Genomic DNA, 15,010 nt, shown 5'->3' on the forward strand with positions numbered 1-15,010 from the left:
TTCACCCGATGTCCATGCCGCGTTGTGCCGGGTGAACACGAGGCCGCGCCTATCGTGGGCACACGCCTGAACGCAGGGTTAACGAAGGGCGAGTGCGATGCACGGCTCGGTTCTCGAGGTCAGCACGAGCGCCGACGGCAGTGTGGTGATCCAGCCGCACGGCTCGGTCGGCCCGGACGAGGCGGTGGAGCTGCGGCAGCTCCTGGTGCACACGGTGCGCCGCGTGCGGCCGTTGCGCCTGATCGTCGATCTGACGCACGTCCGCGAGCTCGACCCGATCAATCTCGGATCGGTGGCCGCCGCGTGCGGTCTCGGCGACGACCACCAGGTGGCCGTCTTCGTCGACAATCCCAGCGCCGCGCTCGCTGCGCAGTTGGCCGCGGCGGGGGTGCCGGCCCCGAGGTTGCGCGCGGGTTGACGGTTTCCGACAGCGGTCATCGTTCGTCCATCCGCCGTTAACCTGCGCGGACGTAGCATCCTGCGATGACCGCTGTTCTCGCTCCCACCCGCGCCTTTCTGGCCCGGTCCGTCGCCGAGTCCCTGATCGGTGACAGCGGCAACCGGTGGCGGCACACGGCCGGGGTGGCCGAGCGCGCGGCGGAGCTCGCCGACCGTCTCGGCCTCGACCCGGACGTTCTGGTGGCCGCCGCGTGGCTGCACGACATCGGCTATGCGGCGTCCATCGCGCTGACCGGATTCCATCCCCTCGACGGCGCCGTGCACCTGAGCGCCGAGGGCTGGCCGGCCCGGATCGCCGGTCTGGTCGCCTTCCACTCCGGCGCCCGTTTCGTGGGCGCGGCCCGCGGCTTCGGCGAGCAGATGGCGGCCTTCCCCGACGAGCGCAGCCTGATGGCCGACGCCCTCACCTACGCCGATCAGACGGTCGGCCCGGCCGGCGCGCGGGTCGACACCGAGACGCGCTACGCCGAGATGCTGCACCGGCAGGGCCCCTGCTCGTGGAACGCGAAGGTCGGCGCCGACCGCCGCCCCCACCTGCGGGCCGTCGCCGCCCGTGTCGAGCACCTTCTGGCCGTCCCGGCCTTCTAGGAGAGACCTTTCAAGAACGATTCGAGCGCTCGGCGGTACGGCGTGAGCGTGCGCAGGTCGACATACTCCTCCGGCCCGTGCTGCCCGTCGCCACCCGGCCCGAAGATGACCGCGGGCACGCCCTCCGCCGAGTAGAAGCGCCCGTCCGCCGCCCCGTGCTTTCGCAGCAGCGACCCGTCGAACCCGACGTCACGCGCCGCCGCCTGCAGACGGAGCACGTCGGCGCCGCCCGGATCGGCGAAGTGCGGAGCGCCCAGCGCCTCGACCGTCGCCGTCAGCCCGGTGACCGACCCGAGGAACGCGGCCACCTCGTCCGGTGTGCGCCCGGCCAGGTCGGTGTCGGAGGGCGGGAACCGGATGTCCAGCAGCGCCTCCGCCCGGGCCGGGACCACGTTGGCGGCCTGGTTGGGCGTGTCGACGCGGGCCACGTTGACGGTCGTCACCCACGCCTCGGCGGCCGGGACCGGATAGCGGTCCAGCAGCCGGCGCACGCCCTCGGTGACGGCGGTCAGCGCGTTCGACCCGAGCCACGGGTAGGCGGCGTGCGCGGTCCGGCCGGACGCGGAGAGCCGGGCCCGGATGATCCCCTTCGACTCGGTGACCACCCGTAGCCCGCTCTGCTCGCCGATGATCACGAAATCGGCCCGGACGCCCTGGGCGACCTGGTGCCCGGTGCCGTCGAAGCCGCCCACCTCCTCATCGGTGACCAGCTGCAACGCCAGGCCGTAGGACAGCGTGGCGGCCAGATCGCGGAACACCCGGGTCATCACCAGGGCGGCCGCCTTCATGTCGTGGGCGCCCCGGCCGTACAGACGGTCGCCGTCGAGCCGTGGGACGAACTGGTGCGGCTCGCCGGGCACCACGTCCAGGTGCGCGTTGAGGATCACCCGCGGTGGCCCGGCCCGCCCGGGGACGGTCAGCAGCGCGCTCGGCCTGCCACGGGACTCGAACCGGCGGACCCCGAAGCCGGGACCGGCGACCGTGAGCAGCAGGTCGAGCGCACGCCGCAGCTCGTCCGGGCGATCCGCGGTCGAGCGGATCGCGATCAGGTCCGCGAGCTCCTCCATGGAGGGACCCTACGCCGGGATCCTCTCGCCCGCCTCGATCGCGACCGGCAGCCTGTTGCCGGCCGGGGGCAGCGGGCAGGTCGCGAAGTCGACGTACGCGCACGGCAGGTTCGTCGCCCGGTTGAAGTCGAGCGTGACCGTGCCGTCCTCGGCGGGCGCGGCGACGGCCAGGCTCCGGTTGGCCGCGTAGGTGGTCAGCCCCGAGGTCGCGTCGGTGAACAGCACGGACAGCGACCCGGGAGCGGTCCCGTTGAACGCGATGAGCGACAGCTGCTCGCCGCCCACCTCGAACTCGACCCGGCCCGGCGACTCGTAGACGTGCTCGATGCCCTCGGCCACCGAGCCCACCGTGGTCGGCTGTGGCTCGTCGAACCGCACGAACCGCCCGGTCACGACCCACTTCTCGTCGGCCGGGTAGGCGGGCGTGCCGGTGTAGGCGGTGAGCAGCGGGCTCCTCGGGCTCCGCGGCCGCACCACGTCGTGACCACCGCGCCGGGCGATCTCGATGTGCACGTCGCCGTGCTCCACGATCACGTCGCCGCGTTCCTCGATCGGCTCGAACGTGTGCGTGCCGGTGATCGTGCCGGTGGCGGTGGTCAGGGACTCACCCTCGGCCAGGGCGACGGTGACCCCGGACGGCCCGGTGCTCCACGCGCCGGGGGCGTCGTCGAAGCTCTGCGGCGTCTCGGTGAGCCAGTGCAGGCCGGTGATCGCGAGGAAGCCGTGCGGATCGGCGCGCCGCTTCTCGTGCCCGGTGTGCCATTGGTCCCACTGCTGCTGGAACGAGGTCGTCATGCACACGACTCTATTCCCTACTCGTCGCGTGGGAAATGGACGGTGGACGTGACATCTGCTAATTTCGGCTGCAGGTCATGAGTGCCAGCGCGTAGCCCCGGCTTGCTGGCCGGCAACCCTTCCGTTCGCGACGGGGTGCCCCGGGTGAGGACCGGGCCGTCTGTCGACCGACAGCGGCAAACGGCGAACCCGTGGAGGCGCGGTCATGCCATCTTCCCCACTCGACGTCATCGGTGCCGACGATGAGCTCGATTTCGTGCACCTCGACTACGCGGCGTCGGCCCCCTGCGTGCGGGCGGCCGCCGACGCGGTGCAGGACCTGCTTCCGCGGTACGGCAGCGTGCACCGTGGCACCGGAGTGCGCTCGCAGGCGTCCACCCTCGCCTACGAGCTGGCCCGCGACGTGGTGGCCGAGTTCACCGGCGCCCGCCCCGGCGACACGGTGATCTTCACCCGCAACACCACCGACGCCCTCAACCTGCTGGCCCGGGCCCTGCCCGCGGGCGCCACCACCGTGCAGTTCGACGGCGAGCACCACGCCAACCTGCTGCCCTGGCCGAACCCGCTTCGCCTGCCCGCCCCCGCCTCGCCGGACGAGGCGGTCACGGCGCTCAAATCGGCGCTCGACGGGCTGACCGGGCCGGTGGTGTTCACCGTCACCGGGGCGAGCAACGTGACCGGCGAGGTGTGGCCGGTGCGTGAGCTCGCCGACGTGGCGCACTCGTACGGCGCCCGGGTCGTCGTCGACGCCGCCCAGCTCGCCCCGCACGTGCCCGTCGACCTCGACGACCTGGGCGCCGACTACCTCGCCTTCTCCGGCCACAAGCTGTACGCGCCGTTCGGTGCCGGGGTGCTGGTGGGCCGCTCCGACTGGCTGGACGCGGCTGAGCCGTACCTCGCCGGTGGGGGCGCGAGCGCCGCGGTCGGTGACCGTCCCGGTGACCTGGCCTGGGCGACCGGGCCCGCCCGGCACGAGGGCGGCACCCCGAACCTGCTCGGCGCGGTGTCGCTGGCCGCGGTCTGCGAGGCGCTCACCGCGGCCGGCCGGGCGACGCTGCACGAGCACGAGCAGCGGCTCCTGGCCCGGCTGCGGGCCGGGCTGGCCGGCGTGCCCGGGGCGATCGAGGTGAGCCTGTTCGGCCCGGACCACCCGCGGGTCGGCATCGTGTCGCTGGCGCTGCCCGGCCACGATCCGGCCGCGGTGGCCCGGAGGCTGAGCCGCGAGCACGGCATCGGCGTACGGGCCGGCCAGTTCTGCGCCCACCCACTGGTCCGCCGCCTGACCGGGTCGTACCGGACCGGTGCGTGCGGCGACGGCGTGCCCGGCCTGCTGCGGATCAGCTTCGGCCTGGGCAGCACCGGCGAGGACGTCGACCGGGCGGTCGCGGCGCTGGCCGCGGTGGTCGGGACGGTTCGCACCTGAGCTACAACCGGCGGGTCCTGTGACCGGACCCCCATCCGGCCGATGCTCCGTTCGTGGCGACGTGGATGGCGAGGCTCCGCGACCGGCTTCCGGCCGGCGGGAGGCTCAACGACGAGGACTGGGCGGGCCGGCACCGGCTGCTGACGGTGCTGCTTGCCCTGTGCATGGTGTTCTTCACCGTGTTCGGTGTGCTCAGGGGCGCCGGCGCGGAGGAGCTGCTGGTCACCGACGGGCTGGTGCTGACCGGCCTGATGATCGCGACCCTGCTGAAGAACCGGCGGGTGCGGTCGCTCGCCGTGGCGCTCGGTTACGTGGCCGCCTGCGGTGGCTTCGTGATCGTCTGCGACGGGCTCACCGAGGCGCACTTCACGTTCTTCATCCTGATCCCGGCGCTCGCCCTCTACCGGGACTGGGCGCCGTTCGGTGGCTTCCTGGTCGGCACCACCCTGCATCACGCCGGTTTCGGCGTGATCGAGGCGGACCACACCTTCGGCCACCACTCGGCGCAGCAGCACCCGCTGGTCTGGGCGCTGCTGCACGGCGCCGCGGTGCTCTGTGCCGCCTCGTTCCAGCTGGTCGCATGGCGGTTCAACGAGATCGAGGAGCAGCGCGCCGAGGAGCACCTGAGCGAGAGTCAGGCCCAGCTCAGCGTGGCCTTCGACGAGACGCCGGTGCCGATGGCCATGTTCGCCACCGACGGCCGTCTGCTGCGCACCAACGCCGCCTACCGGAGCTGGCTGGCCCTGCCCGCCGAACTGCCCGACGACTTCACGGTCCGTAACCTGCCGCTGCGCCCGATGATGCCGGACGAGCCGCGATACGCCCAGCTGCTCACCGAGACCCGAGAGCCGATCACGATGACCCGGCAGTACCAGCGCACCGACACCGGTGCGCTGATCTGGGTGCAGACCCACGCCACCGGCCTCTACGACCGCGACGGCGGCCTCCGGCTGATCTTCGTGCACTGCAACGACGTCACCGCCGTCCGCGACCACGAGGCCGAGCTGCGCTACCAGGTGCGGCACGACTCGCTGACCGGCCTGCTGTCCCGCAAGGCGTTCGAGCAGGACCTGACCGAGATGCTCGAGGTCTCCACCGAGCCGGTCAGCGTCATCTACCTGGACGTGGACCGCTTCAAGTCGATCAACGACGGCGCCGGGCACACCACCGGCGACGACGTGCTGCGCGCCCTCGCGGTCCGGCTGAACCACGTGATCCCGGCCGGCGCCCTGCTCGCCCGGCTCGGTGGCGACGAGTTCATCGTGGCGCTGACCGGGCCGGCCGGCTCCGGCGTGGCGGTCGCCGACCGCATCCTCGCGGCGCTGACCGAGCCGCTCGTGGTCGGCGGCCACGAGCTGCCCGTCGCCTGCAGCATCGGCGTCACCACGGCGTCCGGGGGAGTCTCCACCGACGACGTGGTGCTGGCCGCCGACACCGCGATGTACGCGGCCAAGCGTGCCGGCGGCAACCGTCTGCAAGTCTTCACCGACGAGCTGCGTGTGCCCGTACAGGAGAAGATAGCGGCCGAGGCCCGGGTCCGCCGGGCGCTGGCCGCCGACCCGCGGCTCACCCTGCCGCTCTGGTTCCAGCCGGTGGTCTCCACCGTCACCGGCCGGATCTCCGGCGCCGAGGCGCTGGTCCGGATGCGGACCCCGGACGGCGAGATCCTCAGCCCGTTCCACTTCATCGGCGCGGCCGAGGAGACCGGCCTGATCGTGCCGCTGGGCGAGCACGTGCTGCGTTCGGCCGTCCAGCACCTGCTGCACTGGCGGGATCGGCTCGGCTACGTCTCGGTCAACGTCAGCCCCCGTCAGCTGGCCGAGCCCGACTTCGTGCCGATGGTCGCCGGTGTGCTGGCCGGGATGCCCGGCTTCGACCCGTCCCGGATCGTCCTGGAGATCACCGAGACCGCTCTGCTCTCCTCCACGGTCGACGTCAGCGAGCGCCTCGCCTCGCTCAAGCAGCTGGGTGTACGCATCGCGCTGGACGACTTCGGCACCGGCTACAGCTCGCTGACCTGGCTCAAGTCGCTGCCCGCGGACATCGTCAAGCTGGACCGCTCGTTCGTGGCCGGCCTCGCCGAGGACCAGCGCAAGGCGTCGATCATCCAGGCCGTGCTGTGGCTGGCCCAGTCGCTGGGCATGTCCAGCATCGCCGAGGGAGTCGAGGAGCTCGCCGACTGGGAGGCGCTGCGCGCCGCCGGATGCCCGGCCGTGCAGGGCTACTTCTTCAGCAAGCCGCTGCCCGCCGCCGAGTTCGACGTCATGCTGCACCAGGCCCACGAAAGGGCCACCTTCGAGGGAGTTCACCTGCGCGAAACCATGGGGACAGCGCTGGCCGGTTAGAGTCCGGCCATCCTTGACAACGTTGATCCCTTCATCGGCACAGCGGCCACCGACCTGCCCCGGGCACACGGTCTGGCCGCCACCTGGTGGTGGCCGAAACCGCAGGTGGGCAACACCCACCCCGGGGCCACCTCCCCCCTCGGCATGGTCTCGGCCTGCGCGTACTCGGGGGCGTACCCGACCGGTTACGGCCGGTACGCCAAGAACACCGAGGGCGTGCCGGAGGAGATGTTCGACCGGCACGAGGCCTCCGGGTTCACGCACTTCCAGCAGTCCGGTACCGGGGCCATCCGCAAGTACTACAACTACGTGCGGGTCACCCCGATGGTCCAGCCGCTCGACGACCTCGGCCAGTCGTGGCCGCTGGAGGACGAGCGGGCCGAGGCCGGGTACTACGCGGCCAACCTGGACACCGGGGTGCGCTGCGAGATCACGGTGGGGGAGAAGGTCGCGGTCCACCGCTACACGTTCCCCGACCATCACAGCTCCCGGGTCGTCATCGACCTGTCCTGCGGCGGGCTGGCCATAGACCTCGGGCGGACCGTGCCGTTGCGCGCGCAGGCCGAGAGCATGGGCCACGGCCGCGCCCAGGGCACCGTGGTCATGGAGGGCATCCCGCTCTCCGTCCACATCGAGGTGGACAGCCCCGGCTGGCGGCAGATGCTCTGGTACGACCGGCGGCTCATCCCGGGTGGCACCCGGCTCGACTTCGACAGCATCCGGCACACCACGCTGCGCCCGTTCGGGATGCTCTTCATGGGACCGTCCCGGGCCGGGCAGACCATCGAGGTCCGGATGGGCTTCTCGCTGCGCGGCTGCGACCAGGCCCGGCAGAACCTGGAACGCGAGTGCGGCACCGGTGCGCCCGCGTTCGAGACGGTGCGCGAGACCACCCGGGCCCGCTGGCGCGACCACCTCGGCCGGGTTCGCGTCGACGGCGGCACCCAGGCCCGGCGCACCGTGATGGGCACCGCGCTCTACCACTCGCTGATCAAGCCGTGCATCGCCGACGACGAGAGCCCCAACTGGCCCGACCCCGGCCCGTACGCGTTCGACATCTGCACCATGTGGGACATCTACAAGACCCAGATGCCGCTGCTGTCGGCGATCGCGCCGGACCGCTACACCGACATGCTGGAGTCGCTGATCCGGGTCTGCGAGGAGGAGGGCAACTTCCCGATCGGCTACCGGATGGCACGCGGCGCCGACCGTTTCTTCCGGCAGGCCAGCGCGCTCGCCCACACGGCGCTGGCCGACATGCAGGCGCTGAAACGGCCCGGTATCGACTGGACGTGGGCGCTCGTGCACATGGTCGACGATCTGCGGCGGCTCTACGGCGAGGACTTCTGGGAGCACGGCGTGGTGCACCCGATCACGCACACCCTCGACCTGTCGTACGCCCACCACTGCACCGCCAAGGTGGCCCGCGCCCTCAACGACCACCGTCTCGCCGCCGACCTGGAACGGCGCAGCCGCGACTGGGTGAACGCGTTCGACCCGAAGACCGGCCTGCTGCGTGACTCGGAGTTCTACGAGGGTGGCAAGTGGAACTACTCGTTCCGCCTGATGCACGACATGGCCGGGCGGATCGCGCTGGCCGGTGGCGACGCCGCGTTCAGCTTTATGCTGGACCGGTTCTTCGGCTACGGCGCGGCCCCGGTCAAGCAGCCCGGCCGCTGCCCCGACCCGGCCGAGATGGCCAGTGGCTACGCCTTGAACCGGTTCGAGGGCCTCAACAACGAGCCCGACATGGAGGTGCCCTGGGCGTACCACTACTCGGGGCGCCCGGACCGTACCGCCGAGATCGTCAACTCGGCCCTGACCTGGCAGTTCGGCACCGGCCCCGGCGGCCTGCCGGGCAACGACGACTCGGGTGGCCTGAGCGCCTGGTACGTGTGGGCGTCGCTGGGCCTGTTCCCGGTCGCCGGCCAGAACCTGTTCCTGGTCAACGCCCCGGCCTTCGAGCGCGCCGCCCTCGAGGTCGAGGGCGGGGAGTTCGTCATCGAGACCTCGGGACATCGAGATTCACCGATCGGCGTCGACGGCATCGACCGCGACCCGGCGCCCCAGTACGTTCAGTCCGCGACCCTCAACGGGAGGCCCCTGCACGCCACCCACCTGAACGCCGCCGACGTCCATCAGGGCGGACGGCTGCACCTGCGGCTCGGCCCCGAGCCCTCGACCTGGGGGCACGGGATCCGGCCGCCATCCCTCTCAGATTCCCACCCTAAGGAACAGCGATGAGCCGACCGACCCGCCGCCTCGTCATCGCGGTACGCGCCGATCCGGTCATCTGCGGGCACTCCGGCGAGGCCCGCAACCTCGCCGAGGTGGCCCTCACCCGGGGCTTCGACGACGTGCGGTTGCTCACCTGGCCGATCCCCGCGCTGCAGGCGGCCGGACTTCCCCTCAAGCCCCTCGACCGGCTCCTGCCGTACAGCCCCGGCATCACCGTCGAGCGCCCCGAGGCGGTCGGCGACTATCGGGTGCCGGACGGCCGCCACCTGGCCGGGCTCACCGGCCGCCTGGTCGAGCTGCTCTCCGAGCCGGTGCCCACCGTGTGCCTGTCGATGTACCTGGTGCCCCACACCCAGGTGATCAACGACGCGGTCATCGCGGCGCGGGCCGCCGGGTTCGCCCCCGACGTGCGCACCATCGCCAAGGCGGTCGGCTCCGACGTCACCAACGTCATCCGCTCGTGTCTGCGCGAGGGCCGCTTCGGCGCGGCCACCGTCCTGCTCACCACGTTCCTCGCCAGCGACGAGGTGGTGGCGGTGTCGGAGTACACCCGCGACGAGATCATCTCCTCCGCCGAGGAGGTCGACGCGCACTGCGGCACCACGTTCGCCCAGCAGTGCCGGGACCGCGTCACCGTCAGCTATCCGCCGATCGACTCGTCGGCCTTCGTCGACCTCGACCCGGCGGCCGTCGACGCGGCGCTCGAACGGCGCGGCCTCAAACGCGATCGCTACGTCCTCTTCCTGTCCCGGGTGGCCCGCGCCAAAGGCATTTACGACCTGGTCATCGCGTACGGCCAGATGCGCTGCCGGGACGACGTGAAGCTGGTCGTCGCCGGGACCGGGCCGGCGCTCGAGCACGTGCGGGCGATGGCCAAGGAGGACGAGCGGATCATCTTCCTCAGCGACGTGGACGACGACGAGAAACCGCTGCTGATGGCCGGCTGTGCGGCGTACGCCCTGCCCACCAAACCGGAGCCGGACTTCGTCGAGACCTTCGGCATCGCCCTGGCCGAGAAGGGCCTCGCCGGAGGCGGGCCGATCATCACCACCACGACCGGTGGTGTCCTCGAAGCGGTCGGCGACGCGGCCGTCATCGTCGACGCCGGTGACATCGCGGGCCTGGCCGACGCGGTGGACCGGGTCGTTCTGGACATGTCCGCCGAAGAACGGCGAGACCTGGAGATCCGGGCGCGCGAGCATGCCATGACCTTCGATCGGGCCGCCGTCTTCGACCAGCTCTTCGCGGCAAAACCCCTTTAATCGGTACGGGGCGCATCCGTCGATCGAATGCGCCCCGTCCCCGCTGTTCACTGTGACGACGATCTCCGATATGGTCTCCTCCGCTGTGGAGGTGTCGTATCGGGGGATGAGCATGTTCAAGTGGATCAGTGCCTGGTTCAACGAGCGTGTCGACCCTGCCCCCAACCCGCTGCGGATGACCGTCGCCGACGTCGACGCCGAGCTCGCCACTCTGCGCGGTGTGCCCGGCTGGGACCGGGACCGCTTCGCCCGTGAGAGGGCCGATCAGCTCCTCGACGTCCGGGCCGTGCTCGCCCGGCACGAGGCGGAGGACGCCGCTCAGACGCGGCCCTCGGCGGCCAGCCGCTCCAGCTTGGCATACCCCTCGTTGACGCCGACCTCCATGCCGCTCCTGAGCCAGGCGTCCCGGCCCTCGAAGCTGTCCACCAGCGACTGAGCGTGCAGCCGGGTCCGGCCGTCGCCGAGATCCTCGAACCACAGGGTCTCCAGGGAGACCCCGTCGGGCTGGCCCTCCCAGGTGAAGGTCTGCACGATCCGGTCCGGCCCGACGTGGTGGAACGAGCCGTGGAACGCGAACTCCTCGCCGTTACGGCTCGCGACGTAGCGCCACCGGCCACCGGTGCGGGCGTCCCAGTAGTCGACCTTGTTGGTGAGTGACTCCGGCCCGCACCAGAGCGCGAAGATCTCCGGATCGGTGTGCGCCCGGAACAGCTGCTCCGGAGTCGCCGCGAAGTCGCGGGTGATCCGGATGATCGGCAGTCTCGGGTCGGCCTCGATGGTGGCCTCGGTGATCGTGGTCATGGCTGGTCCTCTCCCTCGGTCTTCACGGTGCTCTCGGTTTCCTCGTTCATCACTGCGCTTCCGGTGTTCTCGGTCATCGCCGCCAGCACGGCGTCGAGCCTCGAGTAACGCTCCTCGGCCCGTCGGCGATATCGCTCGATCCACGCTTCCATCCGGTCGAACGCCTCCGTCTCCAGACGCACCACGCGGGGCTGCGGGCCGGCCGGACGGCTCACCAGGCCGGCGTCCTCCAGCACCCGCAGATGCTTGTAGACCGCCTGCAGTGACATCCGGTACGGCTCGGCCAGCTGGTTGACCGTGGCGTCGCCGCCGGCCAGCCGGGCCACCATGTCGAGCCGCGTCGGGTCGGCGAGAGCGCCGAAGACCCGTTCCATCGTGTCCGCCGACATCAGCCCCTCATTTCAACTCTCCGGTTGAAAGCTAACCTAGACGGTGATGACGGATGCTGTCAACCAAGCGGTTGAAAGTGCTGTTCAAGGCCGGTTTGGGAGTCCTGTCCCAAAACCTAAGAGGGATGGTCCGGAAAACGATCCGTAAACGTACTCTCGACAGATGGTTACCGAAGTGTGCCTCTCGGTGTCACCTCGGAACCTACGATCGATCTCACTCGCCGCGTCGCGGGGCACGCAGTCCGGACAGGCGTCGCCCGGCGGCCCACCCGCAACGGGAGGGATGTCCACGTGCACGACGAGATGCTGACGCTGCTCGACGACTGCATCGCCCGGATGCTCCAGCTCCGCGCCAACCTGGGCGCGGCCCGTCGCGTCCATCCGGGCGAGCGCCACGCCACCGTGGTCAGCGCCATCGAGGTCGCCAGCCACTTCGCCTCCGAGGCGGCGCGTGCCGTCACCCCGGTCGCTCCATCGGCGCCCTCACCGGTTCCCGCACTCGTCCCACCGCCGCCGGTCGGGGTGTCTGCTGGGTTGGCGGGGGGTTCGCCGGTTGGGGTGTCTGCTGGGTTGGCGGCGGGTTCGCCCGTCGGGGTGTCTGGTGGGTTGGCGGGGGCTTCGCCGGTTGGGGTGTCTGCCGCGTTGGCGGGTCGTGAGCCCGCGGCACTGCCCTCCGTGTCGCCGGTGGAGGCTGCCGGCTCGTCTGTTGCCGCCCCTGTCCCATTGTCGGGTGCTTCGGCGGCCGGGATGCCGCCCCACCCCGGCGAAACGGCTGCCACGGCGCATCCATTCGCGGCCCGGCGGGAAGCCGTCGCGGCCCGCTGACGACTCCTCCGGCCGACGAGACGATGACCGCCGACCGGCGCCATCAGGATGCGCGATGACGAGGAGCGGCAACGTGGGCCGTCACTTCTCGTCTTCAGGATGCGCGATGACGACGAGTGGCGGCGGGGGCCGTCACTTCTCGTCATCAGGATGCGCGATGACGACGAGTGGCACCGCGGGCCGTCACTCCTCGTCATTGGGATGCGCGACGACGGGTGGCACCGCGGGCCGTCACTCCTCGTCATCAGGGCGCGGGACGACGAGGAGTGGCAGCCGGTGCGGTCACGCCTGGGCGGCTACCCCGTCCAGGATGTCGTCGGCGGGGCAGCGGCTGCGGTAAACGTACCTCTCGGTGAAGTCCGCGACCGCGTCACGCAACTCGCGGGAGACGCCCTGGCGGGAAAGGGCAGCGTAAGCGGCCAGGAAGCAGTCGCGTGCGGCCGCGGCCAGCACCGGGTCGGTGAGCGCGTCGCGTGCCGCCCGCTTCCACAGCGCGGGCTCGCCGGCCAGGTGGGCGGTCGCCGCAGCGGCCTCCTCGGCGGCGCGCGGATCGTCCAGCAGCACCGCGGTCACCGCGGCCGGGACACGCCACCCGCTGCCCGGCTGCCGGTCGGCGGCGTCGATCTCGAGATGGCCGCGAGCGGCCACCGGCGGGCGCAATGCGGCCACGTGCCGGTCCAGGTCGGCGGTGGTCAGCCGGCCCCCGGACCGCAGCGCCTGCCGCGGCGTGGTCCCCGCGCCACCGGGAGTGTCCATGACGTACGCCGCCCAAGCCTCCCGCGGCTCCCCGCGCGCCGGAAGAACCGGCAGGTCACGGCGGAGTGCCTGACGTACGCTGCGCCATCCGGCCGGTCGTCCGTGCCGCAACGGCGAGTTCGCGAACGCGGCCGCCAGAACCGGGGCCAGCGTGTGCGCCAGATCCCACCGGCGGGGCAGCCCGAGCGGTCCGCCTCCGTCGAGCCCGGCCTCCAGACCGACCCGGATGCCCGCGGTCGCCGTGCCGAGCGCATGCGCCGGCCCCTCCGGGTGTGCCGTGCCGGTGGCCTGCGACAGAACGGTCAGCCGATGCTGATCGACGATCCGGCTCGACGCGGCCAGATCGTCGCCCATCCGGCGCAGCGCCACCTCGATCCCCGGCGACGGCGGCCCGCTGACCACGAGGACCCGCGGCGACCGGGCGTCCAGGAACCCGTGCCGCAGGGCCCGCCGCCCGGCCGGCGCCCACGCCGGATCGACCAGCAGATCGACCGCGATCCCGACGAATCCGGGCAGGCCAGGCGAGAACGCCCGCGTCGCGATGAACTCCTCGGCTGCCTGCTCGTCAAGGGTGCCCACGGCCCGCCTCACTCCTTCTCACCGGGAAGCGCCGAGCATAGCATTCCTATCTGGCTAATAGGAGAACCCGAAACGCGGAACGAGGCTGCCCTGAAAGGTCTCCCGGTGTCAGTGTCCGCAGCAGGGTGGCGGTCGCTCGAATCGCGCCCGCACAACTGTCGTAAGCGACGGCTCGCGATCCCGGATCGGCGCGGTCGCCCGCCCGTTCCTTCAGGCTTCCTGGCCCGACCCGACCCGACCCGACCCGACCTGCTTGGCCGACCCGACCTGCCCGACCCGACCCGACCTGCTTGCCCGACCCGACCTGCCAGACCCGACTCGACCCGACCTGCCCGACCCACCCGGCCTGCTTGCCCGGCCCGGCCTGCTTGCCCGGCCCGGCCTGCTTGCCCGGCTTCTGGTCTGGCTGGGCTTTCGGTCTGGCCGGGCTTTCGGTCTGGCCTCCTGCCTCGGCCTCCAGGCCTCATCTCAATCCGCGACTTGTCGCACCACCCGCCCATGCCGATTCAGGATGGGTTCCTAGGATGCCTTAGGGGTTGTGCGGAGTGGTTCTGGGGGTGGAATCCGGGGAAGCGCCGGAATCACGGATTTGCCGTGCGGCCGTACGGTCAGGCCATGCCATCGAGTCAGGTCAGAGCATCGGACAGCGCGGCACTGCTCGAACCCATCACGCCTCGAGGCGGCGTCACCGCGGCGCATCGGCCCGGCGGCGTCGCGGCGGCGCATCGGCCCGGCGGGGCGACCGCGGCGCATGGGACCGACGGGGGAACCGCGGCGCATCCGAACGACGGGGAAACCGCGGCGTATCGGACCGAGGGGGGAACCGCGGCGCATCCGACCGGCGAGGCGACCGCGGCGCGCCGGATCGATGGTGTCGCGATGTCGTACCCGGCCGGGGGCGCCGTGGTCTCCGGGGGCGCGCTGGCGGTCACGGTGCGGCACGCCGCCGTGGACGCGCCGATCCTCCTGCTGGCGTACGGCCTCTTGCGTCTGATCGACGGGCTCGGTGGCCCGTACCCCCGAGGTCTTGCCTGGGATCTCGCGCACCTGGCCCTGTTCGCGGCGATGGTGTTGTTCGGGGTGCTCGCCGTGGCGGTGCGGCCGCTGGTTCCGTCCGGCGCCCACTGGCTGGCGGCGCTGGCCGCCGCGATGACCGTCGCCGGTACCGCCTGCGTCCTCTGGGGCGCCGCCGGGCTTCTCGCGCCCGAGTTCGGTGCCGCGTCGCCGCTGCCCGAGCCGCTGCGCATCGCCGGTCCGCTGCTGTTCGCGCTGGGCATGCTCACCCTGCTCGGCCTGCTGGTCGCGGCGAGGAGCGCCCCCGCCTGGAGCCCGCTGTTGTTCGGTGCGGGCATCGCCGCGATGATCATCGATGCTGACCTCCTGCTTCCGGCGGCGATCATCCTGCTCGCCGCTCTGGCTCCGCTGGCCCGTCCCCGGAGCGGCGGGCGCTGACGGTGATCTCGGCGGTCACCAGGCCGGCGGT

General features: G+C 71.7%; 12 protein-coding genes and 1 riboswitch. Of the genes, 7 read left to right on the top strand and 5 right to left on the bottom strand.

Features of this window, described 5'->3' with window-relative positions; translation table 11 throughout:
- Positions 1–97: 97 nt before the first annotated feature.
- Positions 98–418, top strand: coding sequence for a hypothetical protein (locus ACQPZW_RS13205; RefSeq protein WP_433795146.1), 321 nt, complete (start codon positions 98–100; stop codon positions 416–418).
- Positions 419–483: 65 nt separating this feature from the next.
- Positions 484–1,047: an HD domain-containing protein gene (locus tag ACQPZW_RS13210; protein ID WP_433795147.1), complete on the top strand. Its 564-nt coding sequence runs from the start codon at positions 484–486 to the stop codon at positions 1,045–1,047.
- Here ACQPZW_RS13210 and ACQPZW_RS13215 read toward each other — a convergent pair.
- On the bottom strand, positions 1,044–2,114 hold the full coding sequence (locus tag ACQPZW_RS13215; protein WP_433795148.1) for a M20 family metallopeptidase: 1,071 nt from the start codon (positions 2,112–2,114) through the stop codon (positions 1,044–1,046). The genes ACQPZW_RS13210 and ACQPZW_RS13215 overlap by 4 nt on opposite strands.
- 9 nt (positions 2,115–2,123) lie before the next feature.
- Positions 2,124–2,909, bottom strand: coding sequence for a DUF1684 domain-containing protein (locus tag ACQPZW_RS13220; protein WP_433795149.1), 786 nt, complete (start codon positions 2,907–2,909; stop codon positions 2,124–2,126).
- A 73-nt stretch (positions 2,910–2,982) separates the two neighbouring features.
- Positions 2,983–3,098: riboswitch (SAM riboswitch) on the top strand.
- Positions 3,099–3,114: 16 nt separating this feature from the next.
- Between ACQPZW_RS13220 and ACQPZW_RS13225 the strand changes: the two genes are divergently transcribed.
- The 4 genes from ACQPZW_RS13225 (at position 3,115) to ACQPZW_RS13240 (ending at position 10,177) form a co-directional block, all read left to right on the top strand.
- Positions 3,115–4,332 carry an aminotransferase class V-fold PLP-dependent enzyme gene (locus ACQPZW_RS13225; protein WP_433795150.1) on the top strand — a complete coding sequence of 406 codons (1,218 nt, stop codon included), beginning with the start codon at positions 3,115–3,117 and terminating at the stop codon, positions 4,330–4,332.
- A 53-nt stretch (positions 4,333–4,385) separates the two neighbouring features.
- The gene (locus ACQPZW_RS13230) at positions 4,386–6,677 is read left to right on the top strand and encodes a putative bifunctional diguanylate cyclase/phosphodiesterase (protein ID WP_433795151.1); all 2,292 of its coding nucleotides are present in this window, start codon (positions 4,386–4,388) and stop codon (positions 6,675–6,677) included.
- Between the two features lie 72 nt (positions 6,678–6,749).
- The gene (locus tag ACQPZW_RS13235) at positions 6,750–8,921 is read left to right on the top strand and encodes a glycoside hydrolase domain-containing protein (RefSeq protein WP_433797524.1); all 2,172 of its coding nucleotides are present in this window, start codon (positions 6,750–6,752) and stop codon (positions 8,919–8,921) included.
- On the top strand, positions 8,918–10,177 hold the full coding sequence (locus ACQPZW_RS13240; protein ID WP_433795152.1) for a glycosyltransferase: 1,260 nt from the start codon (positions 8,918–8,920) through the stop codon (positions 10,175–10,177). Before ACQPZW_RS13235 ends, ACQPZW_RS13240 begins: the two co-directional genes overlap by 4 nt.
- 318 nt (positions 10,178–10,495) lie before the next feature.
- On the opposite strand, the gene ACQPZW_RS13245 is transcribed toward ACQPZW_RS13240, so the two are convergent.
- The 3 genes from ACQPZW_RS13245 to ACQPZW_RS13255 form a co-directional block, all read right to left on the bottom strand.
- On the bottom strand, positions 10,496–10,978 hold the full coding sequence (locus tag ACQPZW_RS13245) for an SRPBCC family protein (protein ID WP_433795153.1): 483 nt from the start codon (positions 10,976–10,978) through the stop codon (positions 10,496–10,498).
- The gene (locus ACQPZW_RS13250; RefSeq protein ID WP_433795154.1) at positions 10,975–11,367 is read right to left on the bottom strand and encodes an ArsR/SmtB family transcription factor; all 393 of its coding nucleotides are present in this window, start codon (positions 11,365–11,367) and stop codon (positions 10,975–10,977) included. Before ACQPZW_RS13250 ends, ACQPZW_RS13245 begins: the two co-directional genes overlap by 4 nt.
- Positions 11,368–12,474: 1,107 nt before the next feature.
- The gene (locus ACQPZW_RS13255; RefSeq protein ID WP_433795155.1) at positions 12,475–13,527 is read right to left on the bottom strand and encodes a glutamate-cysteine ligase family protein; all 1,053 of its coding nucleotides are present in this window, start codon (positions 13,525–13,527) and stop codon (positions 12,475–12,477) included.
- 615 nt (positions 13,528–14,142) lie between these two features.
- Between ACQPZW_RS13255 and ACQPZW_RS13260 the strand changes: the two genes are divergently transcribed.
- Positions 14,143–14,979, top strand: a complete 837-nt coding sequence (locus ACQPZW_RS13260; protein ID WP_433795156.1) for a hypothetical protein — start codon at positions 14,143–14,145, stop codon at positions 14,977–14,979.
- Positions 14,980–15,010: the final 31 nt, after the last annotated feature.

Source organism: Actinoplanes sp. CA-252034, from assembly GCF_050956125.1.
Classification (GTDB): Bacteria; Actinomycetota; Actinomycetes; order Mycobacteriales; family Micromonosporaceae; genus Actinoplanes.

Excerpts from the sequence above, each read along its gene's own strand:
- ACQPZW_RS13205 (WP_433795146.1), top strand. The coding sequence starts at position 98 with ATGCACGGCTCGGTTCTCGAGGTCAGCACGAGCGCCGACGGCAGTGTG.
- ACQPZW_RS13210 (WP_433795147.1), top strand. The coding sequence starts at position 484 with ATGACCGCTGTTCTCGCTCCCACCCGCGCCTTTCTGGCCCGGTCCGTC.
- ACQPZW_RS13215 (WP_433795148.1), bottom strand. The coding sequence starts at position 2,114 with ATGGAGGAGCTCGCGGACCTGATCGCGATCCGCTCGACCGCGGATCGC.
- ACQPZW_RS13220 (WP_433795149.1), bottom strand. The coding sequence starts at position 2,909 with ATGACGACCTCGTTCCAGCAGCAGTGGGACCAATGGCACACCGGGCAC.
- ACQPZW_RS13225 (WP_433795150.1), top strand. The coding sequence starts at position 3,115 with ATGCCATCTTCCCCACTCGACGTCATCGGTGCCGACGATGAGCTCGAT.
- ACQPZW_RS13240 (WP_433795152.1), top strand. The coding sequence starts at position 8,918 with ATGAGCCGACCGACCCGCCGCCTCGTCATCGCGGTACGCGCCGATCCG.
- ACQPZW_RS13245 (WP_433795153.1), bottom strand. The coding sequence starts at position 10,978 with ATGACCACGATCACCGAGGCCACCATCGAGGCCGACCCGAGACTGCCG.
- ACQPZW_RS13250 (WP_433795154.1), bottom strand. The coding sequence starts at position 11,367 with ATGTCGGCGGACACGATGGAACGGGTCTTCGGCGCTCTCGCCGACCCG.
- ACQPZW_RS13260 (WP_433795156.1), top strand. The coding sequence starts at position 14,143 with ATGCCATCGAGTCAGGTCAGAGCATCGGACAGCGCGGCACTGCTCGAA.